This window comes from Microcoleus sp. K5-D4 (genome assembly GCF_036704575.1).
Classification (GTDB): Bacteria; Cyanobacteriota; Cyanobacteriia; order Cyanobacteriales; family Microcoleaceae; genus Microcoleus.
In genome coordinates, this window is the sequence record NZ_JAUBSD010000026.1 from 1 (window position 1) to 21,943 (window position 21,943).

The 21,943-nt window shown below is 45.9% G+C and carries 16 protein-coding genes; 11 read left to right on the plus strand and 5 right to left on the minus strand.

Going from position 1 to position 21,943, the window contains the following annotated elements; all coding sequences use genetic code 11:
* Window positions 1-56: 56 nt before the first annotated feature.
* The 4 genes from QUA77_RS10875 to QUA77_RS10890 all read right to left on the minus strand — a co-directional run bounded on the left by QUA77_RS10875 (window position 57) and on the right by QUA77_RS10890 (window position 7,268).
* The gene (locus QUA77_RS10875; RefSeq protein ID WP_333450130.1) at window positions 57-671 is read right to left on the minus strand and encodes an SMI1/KNR4 family protein; all 615 of its coding nucleotides are present in this window, start codon (window positions 669-671) and stop codon (window positions 57-59) included.
* Between the two features lie 69 nt (window positions 672-740).
* The gene (locus QUA77_RS10880; RefSeq protein WP_333450131.1) at window positions 741-3,089 is read right to left on the minus strand and encodes a DNA phosphorothioation-associated putative methyltransferase; all 2,349 of its coding nucleotides are present in this window, start codon (window positions 3,087-3,089) and stop codon (window positions 741-743) included.
* Between the two features lie 206 nt (window positions 3,090-3,295).
* Window positions 3,296-6,712: a response regulator gene (locus tag QUA77_RS10885; protein WP_333450132.1), complete on the minus strand. Its 3,417-nt coding sequence runs from the start codon at window positions 6,710-6,712 to the stop codon at window positions 3,296-3,298.
* A 124-nt stretch (window positions 6,713-6,836) separates the two neighbouring features.
* Complete coding sequence (locus QUA77_RS10890) at window positions 6,837-7,268, minus strand: response regulator (protein ID WP_333041223.1); 432 nt, start codon at window positions 7,266-7,268, stop codon at window positions 6,837-6,839.
* Window positions 7,269-7,525: 257 nt separating this feature from the next.
* Between QUA77_RS10890 and purC the strand changes: the two genes are divergently transcribed.
* The 8 genes from purC (at window position 7,526) to QUA77_RS10930 (ending at window position 16,792) form a co-directional block, all read left to right on the plus strand.
* Window positions 7,526-8,254, plus strand: a complete 729-nt coding sequence (gene purC, locus QUA77_RS10895) for a phosphoribosylaminoimidazolesuccinocarboxamide synthase (RefSeq protein ID WP_333041222.1) — start codon at window positions 7,526-7,528, stop codon at window positions 8,252-8,254.
* A gap of 185 nt (window positions 8,255-8,439) precedes the next feature.
* Window positions 8,440-10,824 carry a BamA/TamA family outer membrane protein gene (locus QUA77_RS10900; protein WP_333450133.1) on the plus strand — a complete coding sequence of 795 codons (2,385 nt, stop codon included), beginning with the start codon at window positions 8,440-8,442 and terminating at the stop codon, window positions 10,822-10,824.
* A gap of 258 nt (window positions 10,825-11,082) precedes the next feature.
* The gene (gene lpxC / locus QUA77_RS10905) at window positions 11,083-11,937 is read left to right on the plus strand and encodes a UDP-3-O-acyl-N-acetylglucosamine deacetylase (protein WP_333184362.1); all 855 of its coding nucleotides are present in this window, start codon (window positions 11,083-11,085) and stop codon (window positions 11,935-11,937) included.
* A gap of 85 nt (window positions 11,938-12,022) precedes the next feature.
* Window positions 12,023-12,544 (plus strand): 3-hydroxyacyl-ACP dehydratase FabZ, encoded by a 522-nt coding sequence (gene fabZ, locus QUA77_RS10910; protein ID WP_333041219.1) that lies wholly within the window; start codon window positions 12,023-12,025, stop codon window positions 12,542-12,544.
* A gap of 228 nt (window positions 12,545-12,772) precedes the next feature.
* Entirely contained in the window at window positions 12,773-13,567 is a 795-nt protein-coding gene (gene lpxA, locus QUA77_RS10915; RefSeq protein WP_333041218.1) for an acyl-ACP--UDP-N-acetylglucosamine O-acyltransferase, read from the plus strand.
* A gap of 41 nt (window positions 13,568-13,608) precedes the next feature.
* Entirely contained in the window at window positions 13,609-14,211 is a 603-nt protein-coding gene (locus QUA77_RS10920; RefSeq protein WP_333450134.1) for a Uma2 family endonuclease, read from the plus strand.
* A 9-nt stretch (window positions 14,212-14,220) separates the two neighbouring features.
* Window positions 14,221-15,393 carry a lipid-A-disaccharide synthase gene (gene lpxB / locus QUA77_RS10925; RefSeq protein ID WP_333041216.1) on the plus strand — a complete coding sequence of 391 codons (1,173 nt, stop codon included), beginning with the start codon at window positions 14,221-14,223 and terminating at the stop codon, window positions 15,391-15,393.
* A 136-nt stretch (window positions 15,394-15,529) separates the two neighbouring features.
* Entirely contained in the window at window positions 15,530-16,792 is a 1,263-nt protein-coding gene (locus tag QUA77_RS10930) for a DNA cytosine methyltransferase (protein WP_333450135.1), read from the plus strand.
* A gap of 187 nt (window positions 16,793-16,979) precedes the next feature.
* Here the strand turns inward: QUA77_RS10930 and QUA77_RS10935 are convergent, their stop codons facing one another.
* On the minus strand, window positions 16,980-17,180 hold the full coding sequence (locus QUA77_RS10935) for a chemotaxis protein CheW (protein ID WP_333450136.1): 201 nt from the start codon (window positions 17,178-17,180) through the stop codon (window positions 16,980-16,982).
* A 143-nt stretch (window positions 17,181-17,323) separates the two neighbouring features.
* On the opposite strand from QUA77_RS10935, the gene QUA77_RS10940 reads away from it, so the two are divergent.
* From QUA77_RS10940 to QUA77_RS10950, 3 genes are all read left to right on the plus strand, one after another.
* Window positions 17,324-17,668, plus strand: coding sequence for a BON domain-containing protein (locus QUA77_RS10940; RefSeq protein WP_333041213.1), 345 nt, complete (start codon window positions 17,324-17,326; stop codon window positions 17,666-17,668).
* A 242-nt stretch (window positions 17,669-17,910) separates the two neighbouring features.
* On the plus strand, window positions 17,911-18,282 hold the full coding sequence (locus QUA77_RS10945) for a DUF4278 domain-containing protein (RefSeq protein ID WP_333184346.1): 372 nt from the start codon (window positions 17,911-17,913) through the stop codon (window positions 18,280-18,282).
* Window positions 18,283-18,515: 233 nt separating this feature from the next.
* A complete protein-coding gene (locus tag QUA77_RS10950) occupies window positions 18,516-21,884 on the plus strand; it encodes an RNA-binding domain-containing protein (protein WP_333450137.1) in 3,369 nt (1,122 codons plus the stop codon).
* Window positions 21,885-21,943 lie beyond the last annotated feature (59 nt).

Sequence of the window (21,943 nt, forward strand, 5' to 3'; positions counted from 1 at the left end):
TTACTTAAACGGCTTAATTGGTAAATCACGAAAAGCTGCTTAAGTATTTTTACTCATCACAAAAGTGACACGCTCCCGTATCGATCAGTATCAACTGCGCGATCGAGTATTTCAAAGTCAACTAGATCGACTAACCCATAACCATTCTCAGAAAACCAATATTCTCTTCGTTCTAGTGCATCTGCAAAGGTCTCCAGATAAACTCGAAAATTAGGTGCAATAAGCCATCGGGTAGCCTCCTGCCACTCTACAATAATGACTTGTCCAAAATTTCCGCCTGCTGCTGGAGCTAAATCTACGCAGTTGCAAGCACCATTGCTTTCCATTGTAAATGGAATCCAATTCTGGTTCCACCAACCGTTCCAGATTCCTTCAAAAATGTTGTCACGATCGCACCTAAAATTATCGTCTGAACAATCCTGCCATTTTTCAGATATTTCGATCGCGCTTTGGAGAGAGAGGAACTCCAAGTTGGGGAACAGGGAATAAGATTCTTCATCCTGACCGTTATGCACGCGGTAAGACAGCTTGAAATCTTCGGGAAACTCTACACCAAAGAATGCTTCTGCTCGATCGATCTCCTCATCAGTAGCGCCCGGTCTGAGACTTTTCAGCACTTGAGGTGCATTGGCTGCCAGCCAATTATCAATCCTTTCCCAAATTATTTTCATGAAAAAACCTCCGAATCTCTCTTTTATACCTGAGCATTGTTAGACCGAGCCTTACCCGATCGCCCCTCTCTAATTCAAGGTTTCGATCGTAACAGTACCATCCTCAACTGCTTCAATCTGAACCTTTTTTCCATCCTTTGTGCTCTCTGTACCCTCTACGGTTTGTTCAATCTTTCCCCCATTTACCTCAATCTTTTTCTGCTGACGTTCCGAGGCAGCTTTTTGCAGCATTTTCAACTTTTCTGGGTCAGCATTCGATCGCCAAAACAACTTATGATCCTTAATTTTAACGCAGTTTTCCTCCAAACACTTCACCCATTCCCGATGTTTCTTAACTGCGCCACGATCGAGAATCCCTAACTTCTCTTCTTGGCGGGTGAGTTTCGCAAACTTGTCGTAATGGGGATAACTAGCAGTAACAAAAGCTTCTTTTCTCAATAAAATTGGCGGGTTGTACACATCAGAATAGTCTTGATAACTGACAGAAAGGTCGCGCAAATCTATGTGCATAGAAGTGTGAAGGGCGGGATGCGGGTTCGTGTCAAAATCGGGATAAAATAAATAGGAAATCTGAGGTTTGCGAGCGTAAAATTTGATGATTGTCGCGCCGTCAAGTCTGCCAATTGTGCGGTTGGCGCAGCCTTCGTAAAGCCTGAGCAAAGGGTCTAGTTCTTCTAATGCAGAGACGTGAACTGAAAGAGTACCGGGCTGTTTGTAGCCGATCGCACTATCTTCGCAGCAATCCGCAACAATATCAGCTTTGCCCAAACTGTACAGCATTAAATCAGCCAAAGTGCAAGCTTTTTGATAATTGTCGAACAAACCTTTGATGTCGTTGCGGATTTGAGCTGGGAGTCGGCGCATTGAAGGCCGATCGCCCAAACCGATCAGAGCCAGATACACCAGCAAATCCTGGCGGCGCTTGTCGGCGATTTTCTCCCAATCATCCGCATCCGTTGCTTGCAAAATCACCCTCCAAGCGCGATTAAAACTGTGAAATTCCTCCTTAATTGGTGATTCTTCGGCTAATTCGCCTTTAACTGGAAGGCGGCCCCGATCGCTCACAAAAGCCATCAAAGGAGCCAGCATTTCCGCATAATCCTCAAACCGCTTAACTTGCGATCGCACTCTGGGAGTCGATAAGTGCGATCGAAACCGAGAAGCACGAAAACCTTCACCCTCCGCAGCATCCCGAAACACAAAATAAATCCCCAAAGCAACAGGAATTGCATCCACACTCAAAACTTGGTCGATATAAACCTTCAACTCTTCTTGTTCGTAATACTTCTGAAAAGTATTCCGAGAAGTAATCACCCCATCCCCGTAAACAATTTGACCTTGTTGGCGATCGTCAATCAAAACCTGAGCTGCTACAACTAATAAATTCTTAGTTAATTCCCAAGCATTCAGCAAAGCTTCTCGGCGTTCCGCCAAAGATTCAATGACATTAATCACGTAACCAATATTCACAATATCAGCACAAATTCGCGGAGTATCCGGCTGATAGTATGGGTCCCAACCAGAAATAGCATAACCCTCTTGTGCAATATATTTAATATCCCCGCCGTAACCGCAACCGTAATCAAAAAAAGTAGCCCCGTCCCTCGCTAAATCTGCTTCTAAAACCAGACGCAGAGGTTTAGAAAGCGAATTGCGTACCATTGCAGCTTTGTGCCGCTCAATCTTAGGAATTGATAGCTCACTATTCTCCTGTTTCAAACGTTCGACAACAGTATGATCTTGGATTTCCACACCGCAATATCCCAAATATTTGAGCCAACCCTCGCGAGTGCCGATAACGCTAGTATTGTCAAGCAGCCCCCACTTTTCCTCGCAGCGAGTCAGCCTCGAAAACTTTTCGTAATGGGGATAATCTGCTGCTACAAAAGTTTCCTTACGGTGCAAAACAGGGGGATTTTCGCTGTTGCTGTAATCGAAATATTTAACTTCCCCAGTTGCGAGATTAATCTGGATGCTGGTTTGCAAACCAGGATGAGCATCTGTATCGAAATCTGGGTAAAAAAGATAAGATATTTTAGGTTGATGGAGTGAAATTTTAACTAAAGTTGCTTCATCAATATTTTCCAGAGTGCGTCTGGCACAATTTTCGTAGATTTTGAGGACAGGGTTGAGTGTCTGCAAAGCCGAAACGTGAACGTAAAAAGCGGTCGGTAATTTTTTTCCAACCTTGCTTTCCCGACAGCAGCGAGCCACTTTTGCTAGGAGATTCTCAACACAAAAATTATTGATTTCTTCGGGGGGAGACGGCACAGCATTTACCGATCTTTGCTCACCAACCGCCTTGTTTTCATACAATAAAACTTCCTGAGCAAAAACCCTCAAAGGCGTAAGCATTTCTTCATTATTTTCTAATGAATTGATCTCTAAGATATTGTTTGTACTGGTATCGTAATTCATAGCTAAATTAATTATTTTTTTAATTAACCGCAGAGAACGCAGAGGACAGGGAGTGAAGAAACCAACAAAATTTACCTATAATTTCTATATGTATGATGCACACTCCGTACCGTACCGCTTTATTTCTTAGTCTCTTAGAGAGGGACTTCGTTTTTGTAATGGCGATTTTTATCGCCGACTACGATTGACTACGAGCGAGTAAGATATTAACCCAAAATTCGAGTTTCCACAAATTCTTGAACCAGGGCTAAATGACTGGACAAACTCACTAATATGTTCTCAATCCTCTCAATATTTAACAATTCCACCTCTGGTGTTTCAGATTGAAAGCATCGCGCTTGATGCTCCAATTGTGCGGCCAAATCCGACATCAGAGCAACTCCCACATTAGCAGAAGTTCCTTTGAGACGGTGGGCTTGATATTCCACAGCTTGCCAATCTTTAGCTTCTACGGCTAGTTTGGCCGCAGCGATATCAGCTTGAGCGTCTGCCACAAAAGCTTGCAAAAGTCGCTCTGGCAATTTAATATTGACTCGTCCGAGTTGCTCCAATCTGCTCTTGTCGAACAGTCCGTCGTAGTCTCTATGTTCCCAAGTTTGAAGTGCGATCGCCCTTGGTGTCGGCAGAGCTACAACCTGCGCTTTTTCCATAACTTCTGTATAATTTGTTGCTAAGTGAGATTTATTTTCCGAATTTATACTTTTAACTCCATACTTATTTTCACCCTGAACGTTTAGGGCTTCATACTTTTTCAGGGCCGCCGCCAAAGCATCTAAATCTACAGGTTTGCTGAGATAATCGTCCATCCCCGCCGCCAGACACTTTTCTCGTTCCCCCGGCATAGCATGAGCAGTTAAAGCCATCACAAAAGTATGCCGATCACTTCCTTCGATTTGCCTCAACTTTTGCGCCGTTTTGTAACCATCAAGTACCGGCATTTGACAGTCCATCAGCACTAAATCATAGCTTTTTTTTGCCAGCAAATCCAGCGCTTCTTGACCGTTGACCACGCAGTCAGCCTGATAGCCTAAAACTGCCAACTGTTCGACAAGAACTTGTTGATTGATCGGGTGGTCTTCCGCCACCAAAATTCTCAGCGATGACAGCGAATTCGGAGTAACATATTGAGAATTAACTGGCGGCAACTTGCAAGTATTAGCAGCCTCCACTCTCCCAAACTCGCCCGTTCCCTTCACCGGCGCCTGCAAAGCCTCAAGCAGGCGGCTTGGTCGCACCGGCTCGATCAAATATCCGTTAAAACCCCGACTGCAAAGCGATTCAGCCTTCGGCTGTTCTCGCAAACCAGTCATGGCGATTAACGACCCAACTGTCGAGGTCGATCGCACTTTCCTAGCAAATTCCTCTGCATCCAACTCCGGCATTTGCAAGTCCACAAGCACCACATCCCAGCTTTTTCCACCCTCTCCCGAATTCTGAGAAATCCTGCCTTGGGCATTTTTAAACCAACTAAAAGCCTCAGCAGCAGTTTCTGCCTCGTCGCAGCGCGCACCCCTACTTTGAGCGATTGATCGCACCGCTGCCCTCCTCAAAGCACTTCCAGAGACTACTAACAGCTTCTTGCCCGCAAGTTCGGGATCTTGAGGCTCCACTGGCAACTGTTTTTCCAAAGGTACCGTAAACCAAAAAGTCGAACCGCTGCCTAGCAAACTGCGAACTCCAATCTCGCCGGACATCATCTCCACTAACTGCTTACAAATAGCCAAACCCAAACCCGTCCCGCCGTAAGGCCTAGTAGGAGAATCGTCTACCTGAGAAAAAGATTGGAACAGCTTTGTTTGCCCTTGGACCGAAATTCCAATGCCAGTATCCCGCACCGAAAATAGCAATCTTGCTTCTTGTCTACCGTCGGCCCGTCTGTTGCCCTGTTTCACAGTTACGTGAACTAGAACTTGACCGCGATCGGTAAATTTTATCGCATTACCCGTCAAATTCAGCAAAACTTGCTTCAATCTGCCCAAATCGCCCACCAACTTTCTCGGCACTGAGCTGTCAACTAAAATATTCAATTCAATACCTTTTTCTTCGGCCAAATGCGCTATGATTTCTATCACCGACTCAACGCAACTATCCAAATCAAAATTAGCCTTTTCCAGTCGCATTTCTCCCGCTTCAATTTTAGAGAAATCGAGGATATCATTAATAACATTCAGCAAATGCTCAGCACTGCGGTAAATCGTCTGAGCACAGTCCCGCTGTTTCTGTTCTAGAGGAGCGCGCAGCAGCAATTGAGCCATTGCCAAAACCCCATTCATCGGAGTGCGAATTTCGTGACTCATGTTCGCCAAGAATTGCGACTTCACCCGGCTAGCTTCTAAGGCAGTTTCCCGCGCTTCCACCAACTCATTAATCTTGTCGGCAACCATCACTATTCCCCCGACTTTCTCGTCTGGATCGTACCAAGGGTGAGCAGCCCACCGCAGGTACAGAACCGATCCGTCGGCTCGTTCCCAGGCATCTTCGCTCACAGAAACTACCTTGCCTTTGAGCACTTCTTGGTACATTACTTTCCAGCGATTCGGTGTATCTGGAAACAATTCGTAATGGCTAAAATTATTCAGAGACGGCAAGTTTAAATTAAATTGACTAACCCATTTTTTAGAGTTAGCCATATAGCGCATTTGTGTATCGAACATCGCCATTGCTACAGGCACGCAAGTAATAATTTGTCTCAGTTGCTGCCGTTCCCTTTCCAGAGCGTCTTCCGCCTGTTTTCGCTCAGTAATGTCGCTAATCATGCCTGCCATTCGCAGCGGTTTTCCTTGGGAATTCCGCTGAGCTTTTCCCTGAGAAGTACAGTAGCGGTAAACACCGTTCGAGTGTAGCAGCCGAAATTCTACATTATAGTCTATTTCTTGTTCCAAGTGAGCGGCGATCGCCGCGACAATTCCCTCCTTGTCATCGGGGTGCAGGCGGTTGTATAGAGCGTCCATAGTCCTGCCAAATTGCTTTCGCGACAAACCGATAATTTCCAAAAGGCGATCGTTCCAATAAACCTCATTTTTACTTAAATCCCAATCCCAAATTCCGTCGTTCACTCCCTCTAAAACTAACCTGTATCGTTCCTCACTTTCCTTGAGCTTTTGACTGGTATGAAACGCCTGAAATTCGGCGCGGTAAACGCGCATCGCATTGGATAAACTGCGAGACAAACTTTTGGGAGAAAGCTTGTTTTTAGCGATATAATCAGAAGCTCCTGCCTTCATTAATTCCACAGCAATTTGTTCGTCGCCTTGACCTGTGAGCACAATTAAGGGAACTTTCAGCCCAGCTTCTCGTAGATATTTTACTAAACTCAGTCCGTCACCGTCCGGCAATCCGTAGTCGAGCAATACGCAGTCAAATTTGCACTCAAATATTTGATTTAATAGCAGCCCTTTTTCGGTCTCCTCAACCTCGCTTAAAGGTTGAGATTTATTTGGTTTGGAGAGTTTCGTGGTAGCCTGCATAGAATTTTTGCTGACCGAGAGTTGGGCCAGGGCATCCGCGCAGTCTTCTGCTTCAGTAACTTCTGCCGAAACACCAGCGGACTTGAGCGAACGTTTGATCGCCATTCGATCGACTGCATCGTCATCAACTATCAGAATTGTGAGAATTTTGTCCATAACAACCGAATTGTGGATTACTCCGAAAAAGCTGCAGTCTGGAAAAAGGAATTAAAATAACGGCAGCGCTGAAAAATCACCAAGCCCGATCAAAAAATAAATTTTTTATTAAATTTTCCCAATTTTAGGGAATTTCGCTTAGCATCCAGTATCTGTTGAGGGTAGCCATCACTTCCACAAAGTTAGAAAAAGTAACGGGTTTAAGAATATAACCCGCTACATTCAAATTATAAGCTTTTACTTTATCTCTATCTTCATTAGAAGTTGTGAGGACGATTACTGGAATCGACCTCAAACATTCATCCAGTCGCAATTCTTGCAAAAACTCGATCCCGCTCATTCTCGGCATATTCAAGTCCAGCAAAATCAACCGGCGCGCTTGAGGCATGGGAGGATCTATTTTTGCTTCTCCACGTAATATAGCTAGAGCTTCTAATCCATTGGCAGCAATGTAGAGGGGGTTGACGATGTTATTTTTTTTGAAAGCTCGCCGGACGTTCATCACATCAACCTCATCATCTTCTACCAAAAGAATATGAATTTTTTTGTCTTGCATAAATCAGCCATTTTATAGATGTTTTTTAAGCGCCCGTCTCGTTGGTAAGGTTTAGTCAGCACGGATCGCGAACCCAGCAGGTTTAATCTCTATTGTCGTTTGTCAAGAATCATTTATGGTTGGGCCGCTCGCGGGATCTACCTGCAGGTGTACTCGCCCCTCATGCTCTGAGTGGCGCAGCCGAGATCCAAAAACTCGCCAATAACGCCCGATCGAGCTACGGTAAAATCTAAAACTCATCTACATTATTAATCGCCATGTCAGCCGATCGCAAACTCTACGAAGGCAAAGCCAAAATCCTCTACTCCACCGAAGACAGCGAAATTTTGCTGACCCACTTCAAAGACGACGCCACAGCCTTTAACGCCCAGAAACGCGGCAGCATCGTCGGCAAAGGCGAAATCAACTGCGCCGTATCCGCCCACCTGTTTCGGATGCTAGAAGCCAAAGGCATTCCCACCCACTTCATCGACACGCCGGCCCCCAACCAAATGCGAGTCTGTCGCGTCCAAATCTTGCCCTTGGAAGTCGTAGTCAGAAACATTGCCGCCGGCAGTCTTTGCAAGCAGACCGGACTCGCCCTCGGCACAATAGTCAATCCGCCGCTGGTGGAGTTTTATTACAAAAACGACGATTTGGGAGACCCGCTGCTGACCCGCGACAGGCTGCTGCTAATGCAGTTAGCCACCCCCGAACAAGTAGACCAACTAGAAATCGCCGCCCGCGAAATTAACGAAATACTCAAAGAATTTTTCAGCCAGTGTGGCATCACCCTGGTAGACTTCAAACTAGAATTCGGGATCGACCAACATCAAAATCTGATCCTCGCCGACGAAATCAGTCCCGACACCTGCCGCCTCTGGGACAACGCAGAAGCCGACCCCGACGCCCGTGTTATGGACAAAGACCGATTCCGCCGCGACTTAGGATCGGTAGAAACCGCTTACCAGCAAGTTCTCCAACGCGTTCTCGCTCAGAAAGTCTAGAGGCCTTGGTAATGCGCTAGAATTGCACAGTTTGTCACCCTTCTGTTTTCGATGTCAGCAATCAGCGGTCAACAGTCATCAATTAGCGGTCAGCGCGAAATTCCACCGACTTATATAACTAATGACTAATGACTAATGAATAATGACTAATGTGGTGTGTGGATTGCCCAAAAAAGTGAACAAAAATGCGTTTATCTGCTGTATTGGTGGCAGTTTTTACTGCCTCAGCAACATTCGGGTTATCAAATTCGGCAAGTGGCCAAACATCCTACTCTGAATCAGCAGAGGAAGCTGTGGCTGCCCTTCCGCCCGCCCCGTCGATCGAATTACCCGATCGCCCCATTCCAGAATTAACCCAAAACCCTCCTCAAAACCGCAAAGCCGCTAAAACCAGCAAAGCCGAAGCCCTAAAAATAGCGGAGGCCCCTGCCAGAGGAGAGGACGACCGCGATGATCCCCCAAACCGAGTCAGAGACACCCCCTCCCCGGTTTCACCTCTGAGCCTTGAAATCAAACCCGAGCTAGCATCCAACCCCTCCCCCGCCTCTAGCAGCCAAAACGCCCTGCCAGACGCGCAACAAGACAGCTCGCTCCCCCCATCGGAAGCGGCTGTAACGCCCGCCTGGATCGCAGCAGAGCTAGGGAAACCAGAGGAACCAGGGACGATCGCTCAAAACGCCCAAGTTACCCCCAGACCGGACCCGACCAGACCGCCGGCTGACACCGTTCCCCCATTACCCCCTGGCCCAGCACCGCAGCCCAGACAAACCCCCGCACCCGCCGGGGCGGCAGAACCGCAAGTGCTAGTTGCAGAAGTTACAGTCACCGGGGCGACGGACGACCTGGAAAGCGAAATTTACCGAGTCATCAGCACCCAACCAGGACGCACGACCAACCGCAGCCAACTGCAACAAGACATTAACGCCATTTTTGCCACGGGCTTTTTCAGAAACGTGCGGGCAGTACCGGAAGACACCCCGTTGGGCGTCCGGGTGACTTTTATTGTGCAGCCAAATCCGGTGCTGCGGGGAGTGACAATCACCGGTCAGCAAGTGCTGCCCCAAAGCGTAATTGACGAAAGCTTCCGCGATCAATACGGCAAAATTCTCAACCTCCGCCGCTTTGAAGAGGGAGTGAAAAAAATTAATGCGTGGTATCAAGACAACGGCTATGTTTTGGGCCAAATCACTGATGCCCCGCAAGTAGCAGACGACGGCACTGTCACCCTGGTAGTGGCAGAAGGCCAGATCGAATCCGTTGATGTCCGCTTCCTGAACAAGGAGGGAGAGTCAACGGATGCCACGGGTCAGCCGATCGGAGGCAACACACGTCAGTTTGTCATCACCCGCGAAGTAGAACTCAAGCCCGGAGACATCTTTAACCGCACCAAGGCGGAAAGGGATTTGAGACGGGTGTTTGGTTTGGGAATTTTTGAAGACGTGCGACTTGCCTTGGAACCGGGAACGACTGACCCCCGCAAGGCAAGGGTAATTGTCAACGTCATTGAGAAAAATACCGGTTCTCTGGCGGCGGGTGCGGGTTTGAGTTCCGCTACGGGTTTGTTCGGTACGCTGAGTTACCAGCAGCAAAACTTGAGAGGTAGGAACCAGAAATTGGGGGCTGAAGTACAAATCGGGGAACGCCAAACGTTGTTTGACCTGAGTTTTACCGACCCCTGGATTGCGGGCGATCCTTACCGGACTTCTTATACGATTAATGCGTTTAGAAGACGATCGATCAGCGTGATTTTTGACGGCGGGGAACGGGAAGTCAGATTGCCGAACGACGATCGACCCCGCGTCGTCCGCACCGGTGCCGGCATCAATTTCACCCGTCCCCTGTCGCGCAATCCTTTTGCAGATCCTGAGTGGACAGCTTCAGTCGGCTTGCAGTACCAGCGAGTCTCAATTACCGATCGCAAAGGCAGGCGCGAGTCCGAGGACGAACTCGGCAACCTGTTGAGTTTTAGCGATTCGGGCTCCGACGACTTGACAACTTTGCAAGCAGGTGTTGTGCGCGATCGGCGCAACGACCCCCTCCGCCCCACTAGCGGTTCGCTGCTCAGGTTTGGGATGGAACAATCGATTCCTGTAGGTTCCGGCAGCATCCTGTTAAACCGCCTGCGGGCCAGCTACAGCTTGTACCTACCAGTCAAGTACACTAACTTTACCCCCGGCCCTCAAACCCTGGCATTCAGTTTTAGAGGCGGCACCGTCTTCGGAGATTTGCCTCCCTACGAAGCCTTTGCCTTGGGGGGCGCGAACTCGGTGCGCGGATACGACGAAGGCGACATGGGAGCAGGTCGCAGCTTCCTAGAAGCCAGCGTTGAGTACCGTTTCCCGATTATTTCGTTTATCGGCGGAGCGCTATTTTTGGATGCTGGCACCGACTTGGGCACGGGCGAAGAGGTCCCGGGCGACCCTGCCGGTATCCGCGGAAAGCCCGGTAGCGGTTACGGTTACGGCCTCGGCGTGCGGATTCAATCTCCTTTAGGGCCGATCCGGATCGATTACGGTATCAACGACACTGGCGACAATCGAATTCACTTTGGGATTGGTGAGCGATTCTAATTGGGAATTGGGCATTGGGAATTGGGCATTGGGCATGGGGCATGGGAAATTGGGCATTGGACACTCGTACTGAGCGTAGTCGAAGTCTTGGGCATTGGACATTTAGAATTGGTAATTGGTAGTAATTAACTAATAACTAATAACTAATAACCAATAACCAATAACCAATTACCGATGCCCAATAACCAATTACCAATAACCAATTACCGAGACCCAATTCCCCATGCCCCATGCCCCATCCCCAATTCCCAATAACTAATGACTCAACGTACCTTAAAATCTGAATTTGAACTGTCGGGAATCGGTTTGCACAGCGGCGAACAAACTCGCGTCCGAGTTTTGCCTGCAGAGGTTGGGGAAGGCCGCTATTTTGTCAGAATAGACTTGCCCGGTGCTCCGAGAATTCCTGCAAAAATTGAGGCGGTTTGTCAGACTGCACTTTCAACTGAACTGGCAGGTATCGATGCTCAAATTCGCACTGTAGAGCATTTATTAGCCGCTTTGGCCGCGATGGGGGCGGATAATGCTCGAATTGAGGTTGAGGGGCCGGAAGTGCCGCTGCTGGACGGTTCGGCTCTGGTTTGGGTAGAGGCGATCGCCCATACCGGCTTAGTTCCTCAAGAATCGAAGCAAGACCCCACTTCCTCCTTCGTCCTAGAACAGCCAATTTGGGTGCGCCACGGGGATGCCTTTGCAGCAGCTTTACCGTCAGCGGAAACTCGGTTTAGTTACGGAATTGATTTTGAGGAACAGGCGATCGGCAATCAATGGTACAGTTGGTCGCCAGAGGCAGAAAGTTTTGCTAGCGCGATCGCCCCAGCCCGCACTTTTGGACTTGCTCGCCAAGTTGACCAATTGCGACAAGCAGGTTTGATCAAAGGTGGTACCCTAGAGAACGCCCTAGTTTGCGATCGATCCGGCTGGCTCAACCCGCCTTTGAGATTTGCCAACGAACCAGTGCGCCATAAAATCCTAGATCTAGCAGGCGACCTCAGTCTGCTCGGAACTTGGCCAAAAGCTCACTACTTGGCTTACAAAGCCAGTCACAACCTGCACGTCCAACTCGCCCAAGCCCTGAAATCGGAAGCTCTAGCTACCCTAGATAAAAGTTAGGAAAAAACAAGTGATCTTCTGTTAAGATTGCATCTTCCTTCTTCCTTCTGCCTTCTGCAATACCACACTCAAAAGTCTTCAAGCAATGTCTACGCTGACTGAAGTTAACACCCTCAATACTGCTAATTCTGAATCCGTACCCACCAAAAACGGTGAAGATTCTCCAGCGGTTAAATCTACTTTTACTCTCGAAGAAGTTCAGAAATTATTACCTCATCGCTATCCTTTTGCACTGGTTGACAAGATTGTTGATTACGTGCCGTCCGAGAAGGCTGTAGGAATTAAAAATGTGACTTTTAACGAACCGCATTTTCAAGGGCATTTTCCCGGACGGCCGATTATGCCGGGAGTATTAATTGTCGAAGCGATGGCTCAAGTTGGCGGTATTGTTCTGGCTCAGTTGCCCGACATCAAGCAAGGATTGTGGATGTTTACCGGAATTGATCAAGTCAAGTTCCGTCGTCAGGTTGTACCAGGCGATCAGTTGCTGATGACTGTAGAATTGCTGTGGGTAAAACGCCGCCGCTTTGCAAAAATGCAGGCTCTGGCTGAAGTTGACGGACAAAAAGTTTGTGAAGGAGAATTGACTTTTTCGATGGTAGATTAATTTGGGAATTGGTGAGTGCTTGCGGGTAGTTTTAAGTGTTGAATTTTTAATTTAAATTAAAACCGCGAAGCCTTCCTCGGAATGAAGCAATCTTAAAATTTTAAAATATCCTTCTTCCCTCTTCCTTCTTCCCTCTTCCTTCCTTCTTCCGTCAACATCCATTCGTTTAATCCGTTACACTGCGCGTTGCCAAACTTCCTTCCCACTTACCAGCAAAACAACTGACAAATGCTTACTTTGATTCACCCAACTGCTGTGATTCATCCCCGCGCTGAACTTCACCCAACTGTAGAAGTGGGAGCTTATGCTGTAATTGGGGAAAGAGTGAAAATCGGGCCGGATACTAAGATTGGCGCCCATGCAATTATAGACGGGCTAACAGAAATAGGCGCTCGCAATCAAATTTTCCCCGGTGCGGCGATTGGTTTGGAACCTCAAGATTTGAAATACGAGGGTTCTCTGACTAGGGTGAAAATTGGCGACAACAATCTCATTCGGGAATACGTGACAATTAACCGCGCTACAGGAGCCGGAGAAAGCACGACAATTGGCAATCATAATCTATTGATGGCTTATGTTCATGTGGGACACAATTGCGCGATCGCCGATCGAGTAATTATCGCAAATGCTGTAGCCTTAGCCGGACACGTTAAAATCGAGTCTCAAGCCCGCTTGAGCGGTGTTTTGGGCGTTCACCAGTTTGTCCACATCGGCCGCTTGTCTATGGTTGGCGGCTTGAGCAGGATCGATCGAGACGTACCTCCTTATATGCTAGTCGAGGGGAATCCTTCGAGAGTGCGAGCAATCAACAAAATAGGTCTCGAACGCGCTGGTTTTACACCAGAAGATTTGCTAGTTTTGAAGAAAACTTTTCGTATTCTATACCATTCGGGCTACACTCTCAATCAAGCTTTGGAACAGTTGGATTTGTTGCCAGAAAACCCCCACTTGCAGCACCTGCAGAGATTTGTGCAGCAGTCTATAACCAAAGGGCGGCGCGGTTTGATTCCTGGAAAAAAGTGAATCAGGTAGAATAAACCTATGAACTAAGCGACTGTTGCCCTATGAATGTATATACTTCAGTCAAATCTACATCCCCTGAAACAGAACCAGATGGCTGCATCAGGTTCTCAGATGTTAGTTGGGAGCAATTTGAAGCTATAGAAGCAGCTTTTAAAGATTTTCGAGGTGTGAAATTTTTCTATCTCGATCGACTACTGCAAATTATGACTGTCTCGCCCGAACACGAAATAATCAAGAAAACTCTCTGTATGCTGGTAGAGGCATATATGAGAGCAAAGGGGCTTCGATTTTACGGCAAGGGCGGCCCGACTCTAGGTAACAGAGAATTAGGCGGTAGAAAAGAGCCAGATGATTCTTATGATATAGGAACGCAAAAAATAGTCCCAGATATTGCTATTGAAGTGGTAATTACCAGTGGCGGGATAAATACTCTAGAATTCTACAAAAGATTGGGCGTTCGGGAAGTCTGGTTTTGGCAAAATAGTCAGTTATCTCTCTATTACTTAACAGGTGAAAATTATCAGGAGATGGCCCGAAGTACATTCCTTCCCGATCTGGACTTAGAATTACTGCTAAGCTGTGCTAATATGCCCGATCAATATGATGGTGTTACCGAGTTATTAGCAAACATCTCACCTGTATAAAGTCAGAATATGAAAATTTTTATCAGCACTGGTGAGGTTTCTGGCGATTTGCAAGGATCTTTGTTAGTGGCAGCCTTAAAACGTCATGCTGTCGCCGCCGGTTTGGAGTTAGAAATAACCGGATTGGGCGGCCCTCGTATGGCGGAAGCTGGGGCTACAATTTTAGGCGATACTGTGGGCATTGGTTCTATGGGTCTGATAGAATCAGTGCCGTATATTTGGCCCACGATCAAAGTTCAGCAAAAAGCTAAACAATATCTCAAAAACTTTCGCCCCGATGCTGTTGTATTGATTGATTATTTGACTCCAAATCTCGGTATTGGCAGCTACATCCGGCGCTGTTTGCCTGATTTGCCGGTGGTTTGGTACATCGCACCTCAAGAATGGGTTTGGTCAATTTCTCCTCGCAATACTGATCTGATTGTCAATATTTGCGACCAACTTTTGGCAATTTTCCCAGAGGAAGCTAGTTATTATCAAAAAAAAGGAGCCCAAGTGAGTTGGGTTGGTCATCCTTTGGTGGATAGAATGCAATCTGCGCCCAGCCGGGAAGTTGCCCGCAAAACTTTGGGAATTGAGCCGGAACAGGTCTCGATCGCTCTAATTCCCGCTTCCAGACACCAAGAACTCAAGTACCTGATGCCGGTTATATTTGAGGCTGCTCAAATTATTCAAGCTAAATTGCCGGAAGTTCATTTTTGGATTCCGCTTGCTAACAAAGCTTTTCGCAGCAAAATCGAACAGGCGATCGAGAATTACGGTTTGCGGGCTACTTTGTTAGAAAATCAAACTCTGGAAATCTTGGCTGCTGCCGATCTGGCGATTACTAAATCTGGTACTGTTAATCTGGAGTTGGCTTTGCTGGATGTTCCGCAAGTTGTCCTCTATCGCGTCAGTCCAATTACGGCTTGGATTTTTCGCCACGTCCTGAAATTTTCGATTCCTTTTATGTCTCCGCCCAATTTGGTGCAAATGAAGCCGATCGTCCCGGAGTTACTGCAAGACGACGCTACTGCGGAAAATATAGTGAATCACGCACTGGAATTGCTGCAAAATGCCGATCGACGCCAGCAAACTTTGGCAGGTTATCGGGAAATGCGGGAAAGTCTCGGAGATGTGGGTGTGTGCGATCGGGCCGCTGTGGAAATCATGAAAAATGTTAAATTAAATACAGCTTCTTAAAGCATTTTTCGTCTTGAAAGGTTATGTATAAACCCGGTTTATTTGTGGCTGGATCGTGGACAAACCTACGATATATTACCAGAAACGCGGTTGATTTCCTTAATTTCTATTAAAGCAACTTTGTTATTGAAATGTTATGCCAAGCAATCGGAAAAAGCGACCGATCGCTGTTGATTTATTTGCAGGCGCGGGCGGCATGACCCTGGGTTTTGAACAAGCAGGTTTTGATGTACTTGCCTCAGTCGAAATTGACCCAATTCACTGCGCCACACACCAGTTTAATTTCCCGCTGTGTTCTATTCTGTGCAAAGATGTCGCACAGCTTACGGGTTCGGAAATTAGGAAAAAATCGGCGATCGGGCGGCGCGAGATAGACGTAGTAATCAGCGGTTCGCCCTGTCAAGGATTCTCGATGATGGGCAAGCGCGATGTGGACGACCCGCGAAATTCTCTAATTTTTCACTTTAAACGCTTAGTTTTGGAGCTAAAGCCCAAGTTTTTTGTAATGGAAAATGTGCCGGGAATTGCATCAGGAGAACACAAAGAACTCCTGAATATTTTAATTACCTCTTTTCTGGAAGCCGGCTATAAAGTCGAAGAAAACTATCAAGTTCTCAACGCTGTTCACTATGGAGTGCCGCAAGCTCGCAAACGCTTGTTTCTGATTGGGTGCAAAGCAGGTTATGAGCTACCCAAATACCCTCAGCAAACTACTATATTGCCTAAAATTAAAATTCCTAAACGCTATAAAAAAATTAATTTACCTGCTGTCCCGACAGTTTGGGATGCGATTGGAGATTTGCCGGAAGTGGAAAAGTACAGCGAGTTGCTGCACCGAGATTGGGTCAGGGCGGAGTACGGAAAGTGCAGCACTTATGCGAGTATAATGCGCGGAATTGATGGTTTGGATGATGATTATTCCTACGATCGCGAGTACGATCGACAAATCCTCTCTTGTAGTTTGCGAACTAAACATTCTCAGGAATGTATGGAAAGGTTCCATGCGGCCAAACACGGCGAAAAAGAGCCGATCAGCCGTTTTTACAAGCTGCATCCCGAGGGAGTTTGCAACACTCTCAGGGCCGGAACCGACAGGGCGAGGGGGGCTTATACTTCGCCGAGGCCGATTCACCCGATCGCCCCTCGGTGCATTACAGTCAGAGAAGCTGCGCGACTGCATTCGTATCCTGACTGGTTTAGATTTCACGTCACAAAATGGCACGGTTTTCGCCAAGTCGGAAATTCTGTACCACCGCTATTGGCGAAAGCTGTAGCAGCCCAGATTATTAGTGCTTTGGGCGTGACAGCAATTAAGCCGAGTCTCAAGCTGACATGGGGAGATGATTCGTTGCTTAAACTGAATTGGTCGGAAGCAGAACAATATTATCTAAAAAGTTAAGAATTAGATTTAATTATCTATAATTGGGAATTGGTGAGTAGTAGTTGGGAATTGGAAATTGGTGAGTAGTAATTGGGAATTGGGAATTGGGAATGGGGAATTGGTAAATAAGTAGTGATTTTTGCCTTTCATCTGCACACAGCGGCTTACATCAAATTGCATCACTACTTATGGAGGACTACACCAATTAAGCGCGGGTTAGCGTCCCCTGCATCAGTGAACACAGTTCGATGACCCGCACGAGATGTCCCCAGTAGTTAAACAAACCGGGAATGTATTCCGGCGCGCTGTGCAGGTTTTTCAAGGTAAAAGTGGGAACTATTTCAACTACTGGTCTGCAATCCAAGGCGTAGCGAGCGTCAGATACATAAAATAGCCAAATCAACATCTAGATATCAGGGGAGATTTGAGATTGTGAAAGTCTGCCGAAAAACATTTTGATAAATTTCGCTGAGTTTTGCAACAATTACGAGTCTTTTGGAATTCTAGAGCTATCTTGGAAAAAGTGTATTTTCAGGAGACTCAAATACTATGGGTTGGTTTAAAAGACTGTTCGGACTCGAAAAGCCTGCACCCCAGGCTGAACCGATGGCACAAGTAGTACAGCAAGCTGCCCAAGCGCAATCCATCGCTCCTGCTAAAGTCGGCCCAGACGGAAATTTTGACGAAAGCGGCCTTGCGAAGCGGGTTGCTTTAGCTTTTGACGCCGATCCAGAAGTTGCTGATATCGAGACTGTTTATGTGGCTCAGCTCAGCGGCACGGTTGTTCTCAAAGGTCAAGTTCCCAGTCAGGAAATTCTCGACAAGTTGGTGGCGATCGCCTCTGCTGAAGAAGGTGCCGCAGGCGTGCAAACCGATCAGGTGACAGTTGGCTAGTTCTTCGGAACCGAAGCAGTTTCGCTCCGGGTGCTGCTCGAATTAGTCAAAAACTCGATTAAACCCGCTCCGGCGGGTTTTTTGTTGCCGTCTCCCCCTCAAAATATTAATTTTTGTAAATAAAACGGATTCATCTCAAAGAACAGTATAATTGAATACAGAAACTAAAAAAGTTTTAGCCAAAAAAACCAACCCTGACCTGACTGCCCTTTTTATCTTCATAAATATAAGGATCAAAAAATATGAAACTGACTTATCGCGGTTCAAACTACGAGTACGACATTCCTACAGTTGATATGGTCGAAGGCGAAGTGGCGGGCAAATACCGGGGCCAAAACTGGAACTATCGGTATCCGAGACACATTCCCAACCCCAAAAAATACGGTGGCACCAACAATACCAAAAAGCGAGATGCTCAAGCTGGCGATCGGGATGCCGCAGCAGCGCGCACCTCAGCGACAGTGGAATATTACCCCACAGTTGTGGAAGTGGCGCAAGTGCACCAGGCGAATATTTGCAATATTCTCGATCGTAGAAAGCAAGCAGCCAAGGCCAAGGGCGACGAAACACTGCTGCGCTTGCTAGAAATTGAGTCGAGACAGATGGTCTGTTAGAGAAAAAGCTTCAGAAAACAAAGCGTTTGTCAAGAGGGGGAAATTTAGAGTGCTTCATTTCCCTCTCTGATTTCACAAATAAGTAATTGATTTTTTCCCTCTACAAATAGGCTATGCTGCCTGAGTCACGGGTGGCAGGAAGAGAAATCAGTTCTATTAAATCAACAAATCGCTATACTGGACCTAGAGCCAACCTTGGCTTTGGAAATGACTAGGAACCCTATAGCAGAAAAATGCCTGACCCCAGAGAAGTTTTTCAAAATCCCAGCAAATACTGGGATTTTCTAACAGCCTCAGTCGATAAAGACTTTGAAGGTCAGTTATTCGATCGCAAAGAAGCTGGAAGAATCGGGTCCAATGGTTGCGTTGAGAAAAAACAACTAGATGGCGTTCTGGACCAAGTAGCTGAGTGCATATCTGCATTCGCCAATAAAAACAAATCTGGAAGTTTATTGGTTATTGGTATTTCCTCACAAGGTGAAGTTAAAGGAATTAGCCACTTATCAGATGACCAGAGAAGCAGATTGACTGGTTTTAACTCGTTGTTATCCGATCAGGCAGCTCAAGCGCAATTCTTTGAATGCCTCAATGATTCTGGCAGACAAGACTCGATCTGTCTAGTCTATATCCCTTACACATCACGGCGAATTTGCCAAACAGTGGGAAATCACCCTCGTGCATGGGTCAGGCAAGGTTCACAAAACATTTGTCTTAACCAGGCACAGCTTGAACAGTTGCGGCGAGATAAAAAAGTCATAGAGTACGAGCAAGCAGATTGTTGCCCCTATGATTCTAGAGATTTGGATCGAGCAGCTTTTCAAGAATTTCGTAAAGTATTCTTAGTGGACTCTTCTTATGACTACAACGATGAAGAGTTACTGTACCAGGTTGGTGCAATCAATAGAGATGGCGAAGGATATACCTTTACGAACGCAGGTTTACTTTTTTTTGCATCCAATCCTCAGAGATATCTGCCTGCCTCATTTATTCGTTTACTTAGGTTTGAAACGGATGTGGAAAATAGAGATAATCGAGGCTTGCCAACATTTGACAGAAAATTTACAGGACCAATCACAAAACAAATTCGCGACCTCAGAACTTTTTTTAAAGAATCAGGATTCTTCAAGCTTTACCAAAGAAGAAAAGCTGAGGGTGGTTTTATCGAGGAGCCAGAATATCCTTTGATTAGCGTCGATGAAGCGATCGTTAACGCTGTGGCTCACCGTGAATATGCCATTGGATTGCCAATAGAATGTGAGTCTTATAAAAATGCTTTTGTTGTACGCAATTCAGGAAAAATTCAGCAAAGAGATGGCGATGTACCTGCAGAATTTTCTCTGGAAAATATGCGACTCAATTCTTCCCCACGCAATCCGCAACTTATAGAGTGGCTAAAGATGATGCGTGATGAGCGTGGGGCTGAATTTGTTAGAGCACTCAGTGAAGGAACTAGGCGTATGCGTGACGAGATGAAACTCCTAGGCTTGCCAGCACCCATATATAGGATCGGCGAGTCTCAGACAACAGTTGTTTTATTCAACAACGCTAAAGATAGAGAAGCTACTTTTCGATTAGCTGCTATATCTGAATCTACTGAATTTGCAAATTTATTCCCCTTGACTTTTGTATCTGAGAGTAACGAAACTCTTAGTATTGATGAGTTATCCAATCGATATATAGATATTATGAATGGTTTGAAAGATGCGCTTTCAAGTCACGGTTGGTTTATAGACAGTTCTAAATTTAGTAAATTAATAGCTCACCGACAAGGAATAAATATTTCCCTATCATCCTCAGTTGATGAATTAGTAAGATTGTATCCAGCATATACATTTCAACTACGTCAATATTTAGGAAGTTATTATTTGTGTATTGATTATACATTAGAAGTCAAAAATCTTAAGACCGCTAAAGATTGTCTTGCTTTCTTTTCTACCAATGAATTAATTGGCAAATCAGCAGTTGTCAGATGGAATGGTTGGGAACTGGGCAAAATTACTTCTCTCGATTCCGAATGGGCTAATGTGTATCTATTCGATTTCAAGCAAGAAATTCAGGTTTCCAGTAATAAAGTAATTCCAAATTTGTCAAGGTCACAAATCGAACTTTTACTCAGCGAACACAGAATTAGATTTGATCTCTCTAGAGCAATAAAACAACATAGCTTAGCTCTGGAGCCAAGCTCTTCAAGAGTTCGTGCCGAAAAAACTCAAAAAACAGCTACCGATATTGCTGAGGAGATATTTCCATTGAAAGTTAATGGATTTTGGTGCAACCTTCAACCTGAGCCAAGGCCCTTACACAGGCAAAGCGAATTTTTTAATGGCTTTCAAGTTCGCAGTGTGCCTGAGCCAGATGTTGAATTTAGCCGTCATCGCGAATCCAAAGATATTCGTGATGGTATTACAAAGTTTGGAGCTTATGGTAATTTTGAAAAAATAGTTGAAATTGTACCTGTTTGTAGCTCGGATTTACGCAGTAATATGGCTGCTATTATTGAGCGTCTGAAAACAGGAAAGTATAAATATCGGGGTTCAGAACGTACTTTTGGGACACGATTCACTTACTCTTCTATTGTGACGCCCGTCTCAATTGAGGATACTCTAGCCGAATGTAAAAGATTACTTCACGAACATCCAGAATGGATTGGGTCTCCAAGCCTTGAGCGGATATTTCTTATTCACATTCCTGAAGGAAGTTATGCAGTTGATGATGAACGCTCTCCGTACTATACCGTTAAAAGGTTCTTGCTTGAGAAGGGGATTCCTTGTCAGATGCTCGATACCCCTACACTTCTCAACCCTGATTGGAAGGATCTTAATTTATCTTTGAATATAGTTTCAAAATGCGGTGTTACTCCTTGGGTACTACCAGGAGCAATACCTGATGCTGACTTCTTCATTGGTCTTTCCTATACACAGAGCAGTCGAGGTAACTTCGATCGGCTAATGGGATACGCAAATGTGTTTGATCAGTATGGTAAATGGCAGTTTTACTCCGGCAATATAAATACTTTTCCCTATAGCGAAAAGATTAGGTATTTTAGCTTGTTGATAGAACAAACTTTAAAGAAGCTGGCGTTATCTGAAACACCAAGTATTTATTTTCATTACTCTGCCAAATTTTCACGCGAGGATAGAGGAGCAATCCTAGAAGCGGCTAGAAAAATTAGACCACAAGGAAAATATTCATTTATTTGGATAAATTCACATCATAATGTGAGACTCTATGATAGTCGTCCTGAAACTGACGGGAGTTTGAGTCGAGGCAGCTATGTAATTACATCTCCCAATCAAATCTACCTTTCGACAACAGGTTACAACCCTTATCGTAAAGCCCTTGGAACTCCGATAATGCTTGAGATAAATGCAAGAGCTGAGTATCCTCAAGGTACTCCTAACTCTCCACCTGATTTGAGAGCAATAGCAGCACAGATTTTAAGTTTAACTAAGCTGAATTGGCGTTCTACTGATTCACTCTGTGGTGAACCAATTACAACTAAATATGCAGGGGACATTGCTTACTTGACATCTGCTTTTATGAGACAAGGTGAGCTTTTTCGGTTACATCCTGTTTTAGAAAGAACTCCTTGGTTTATTTAGGATTGATCGAGATCGGTGCTTGCAAAAGTAGCGATTGCCCCATAAAATGAAAGACCGAT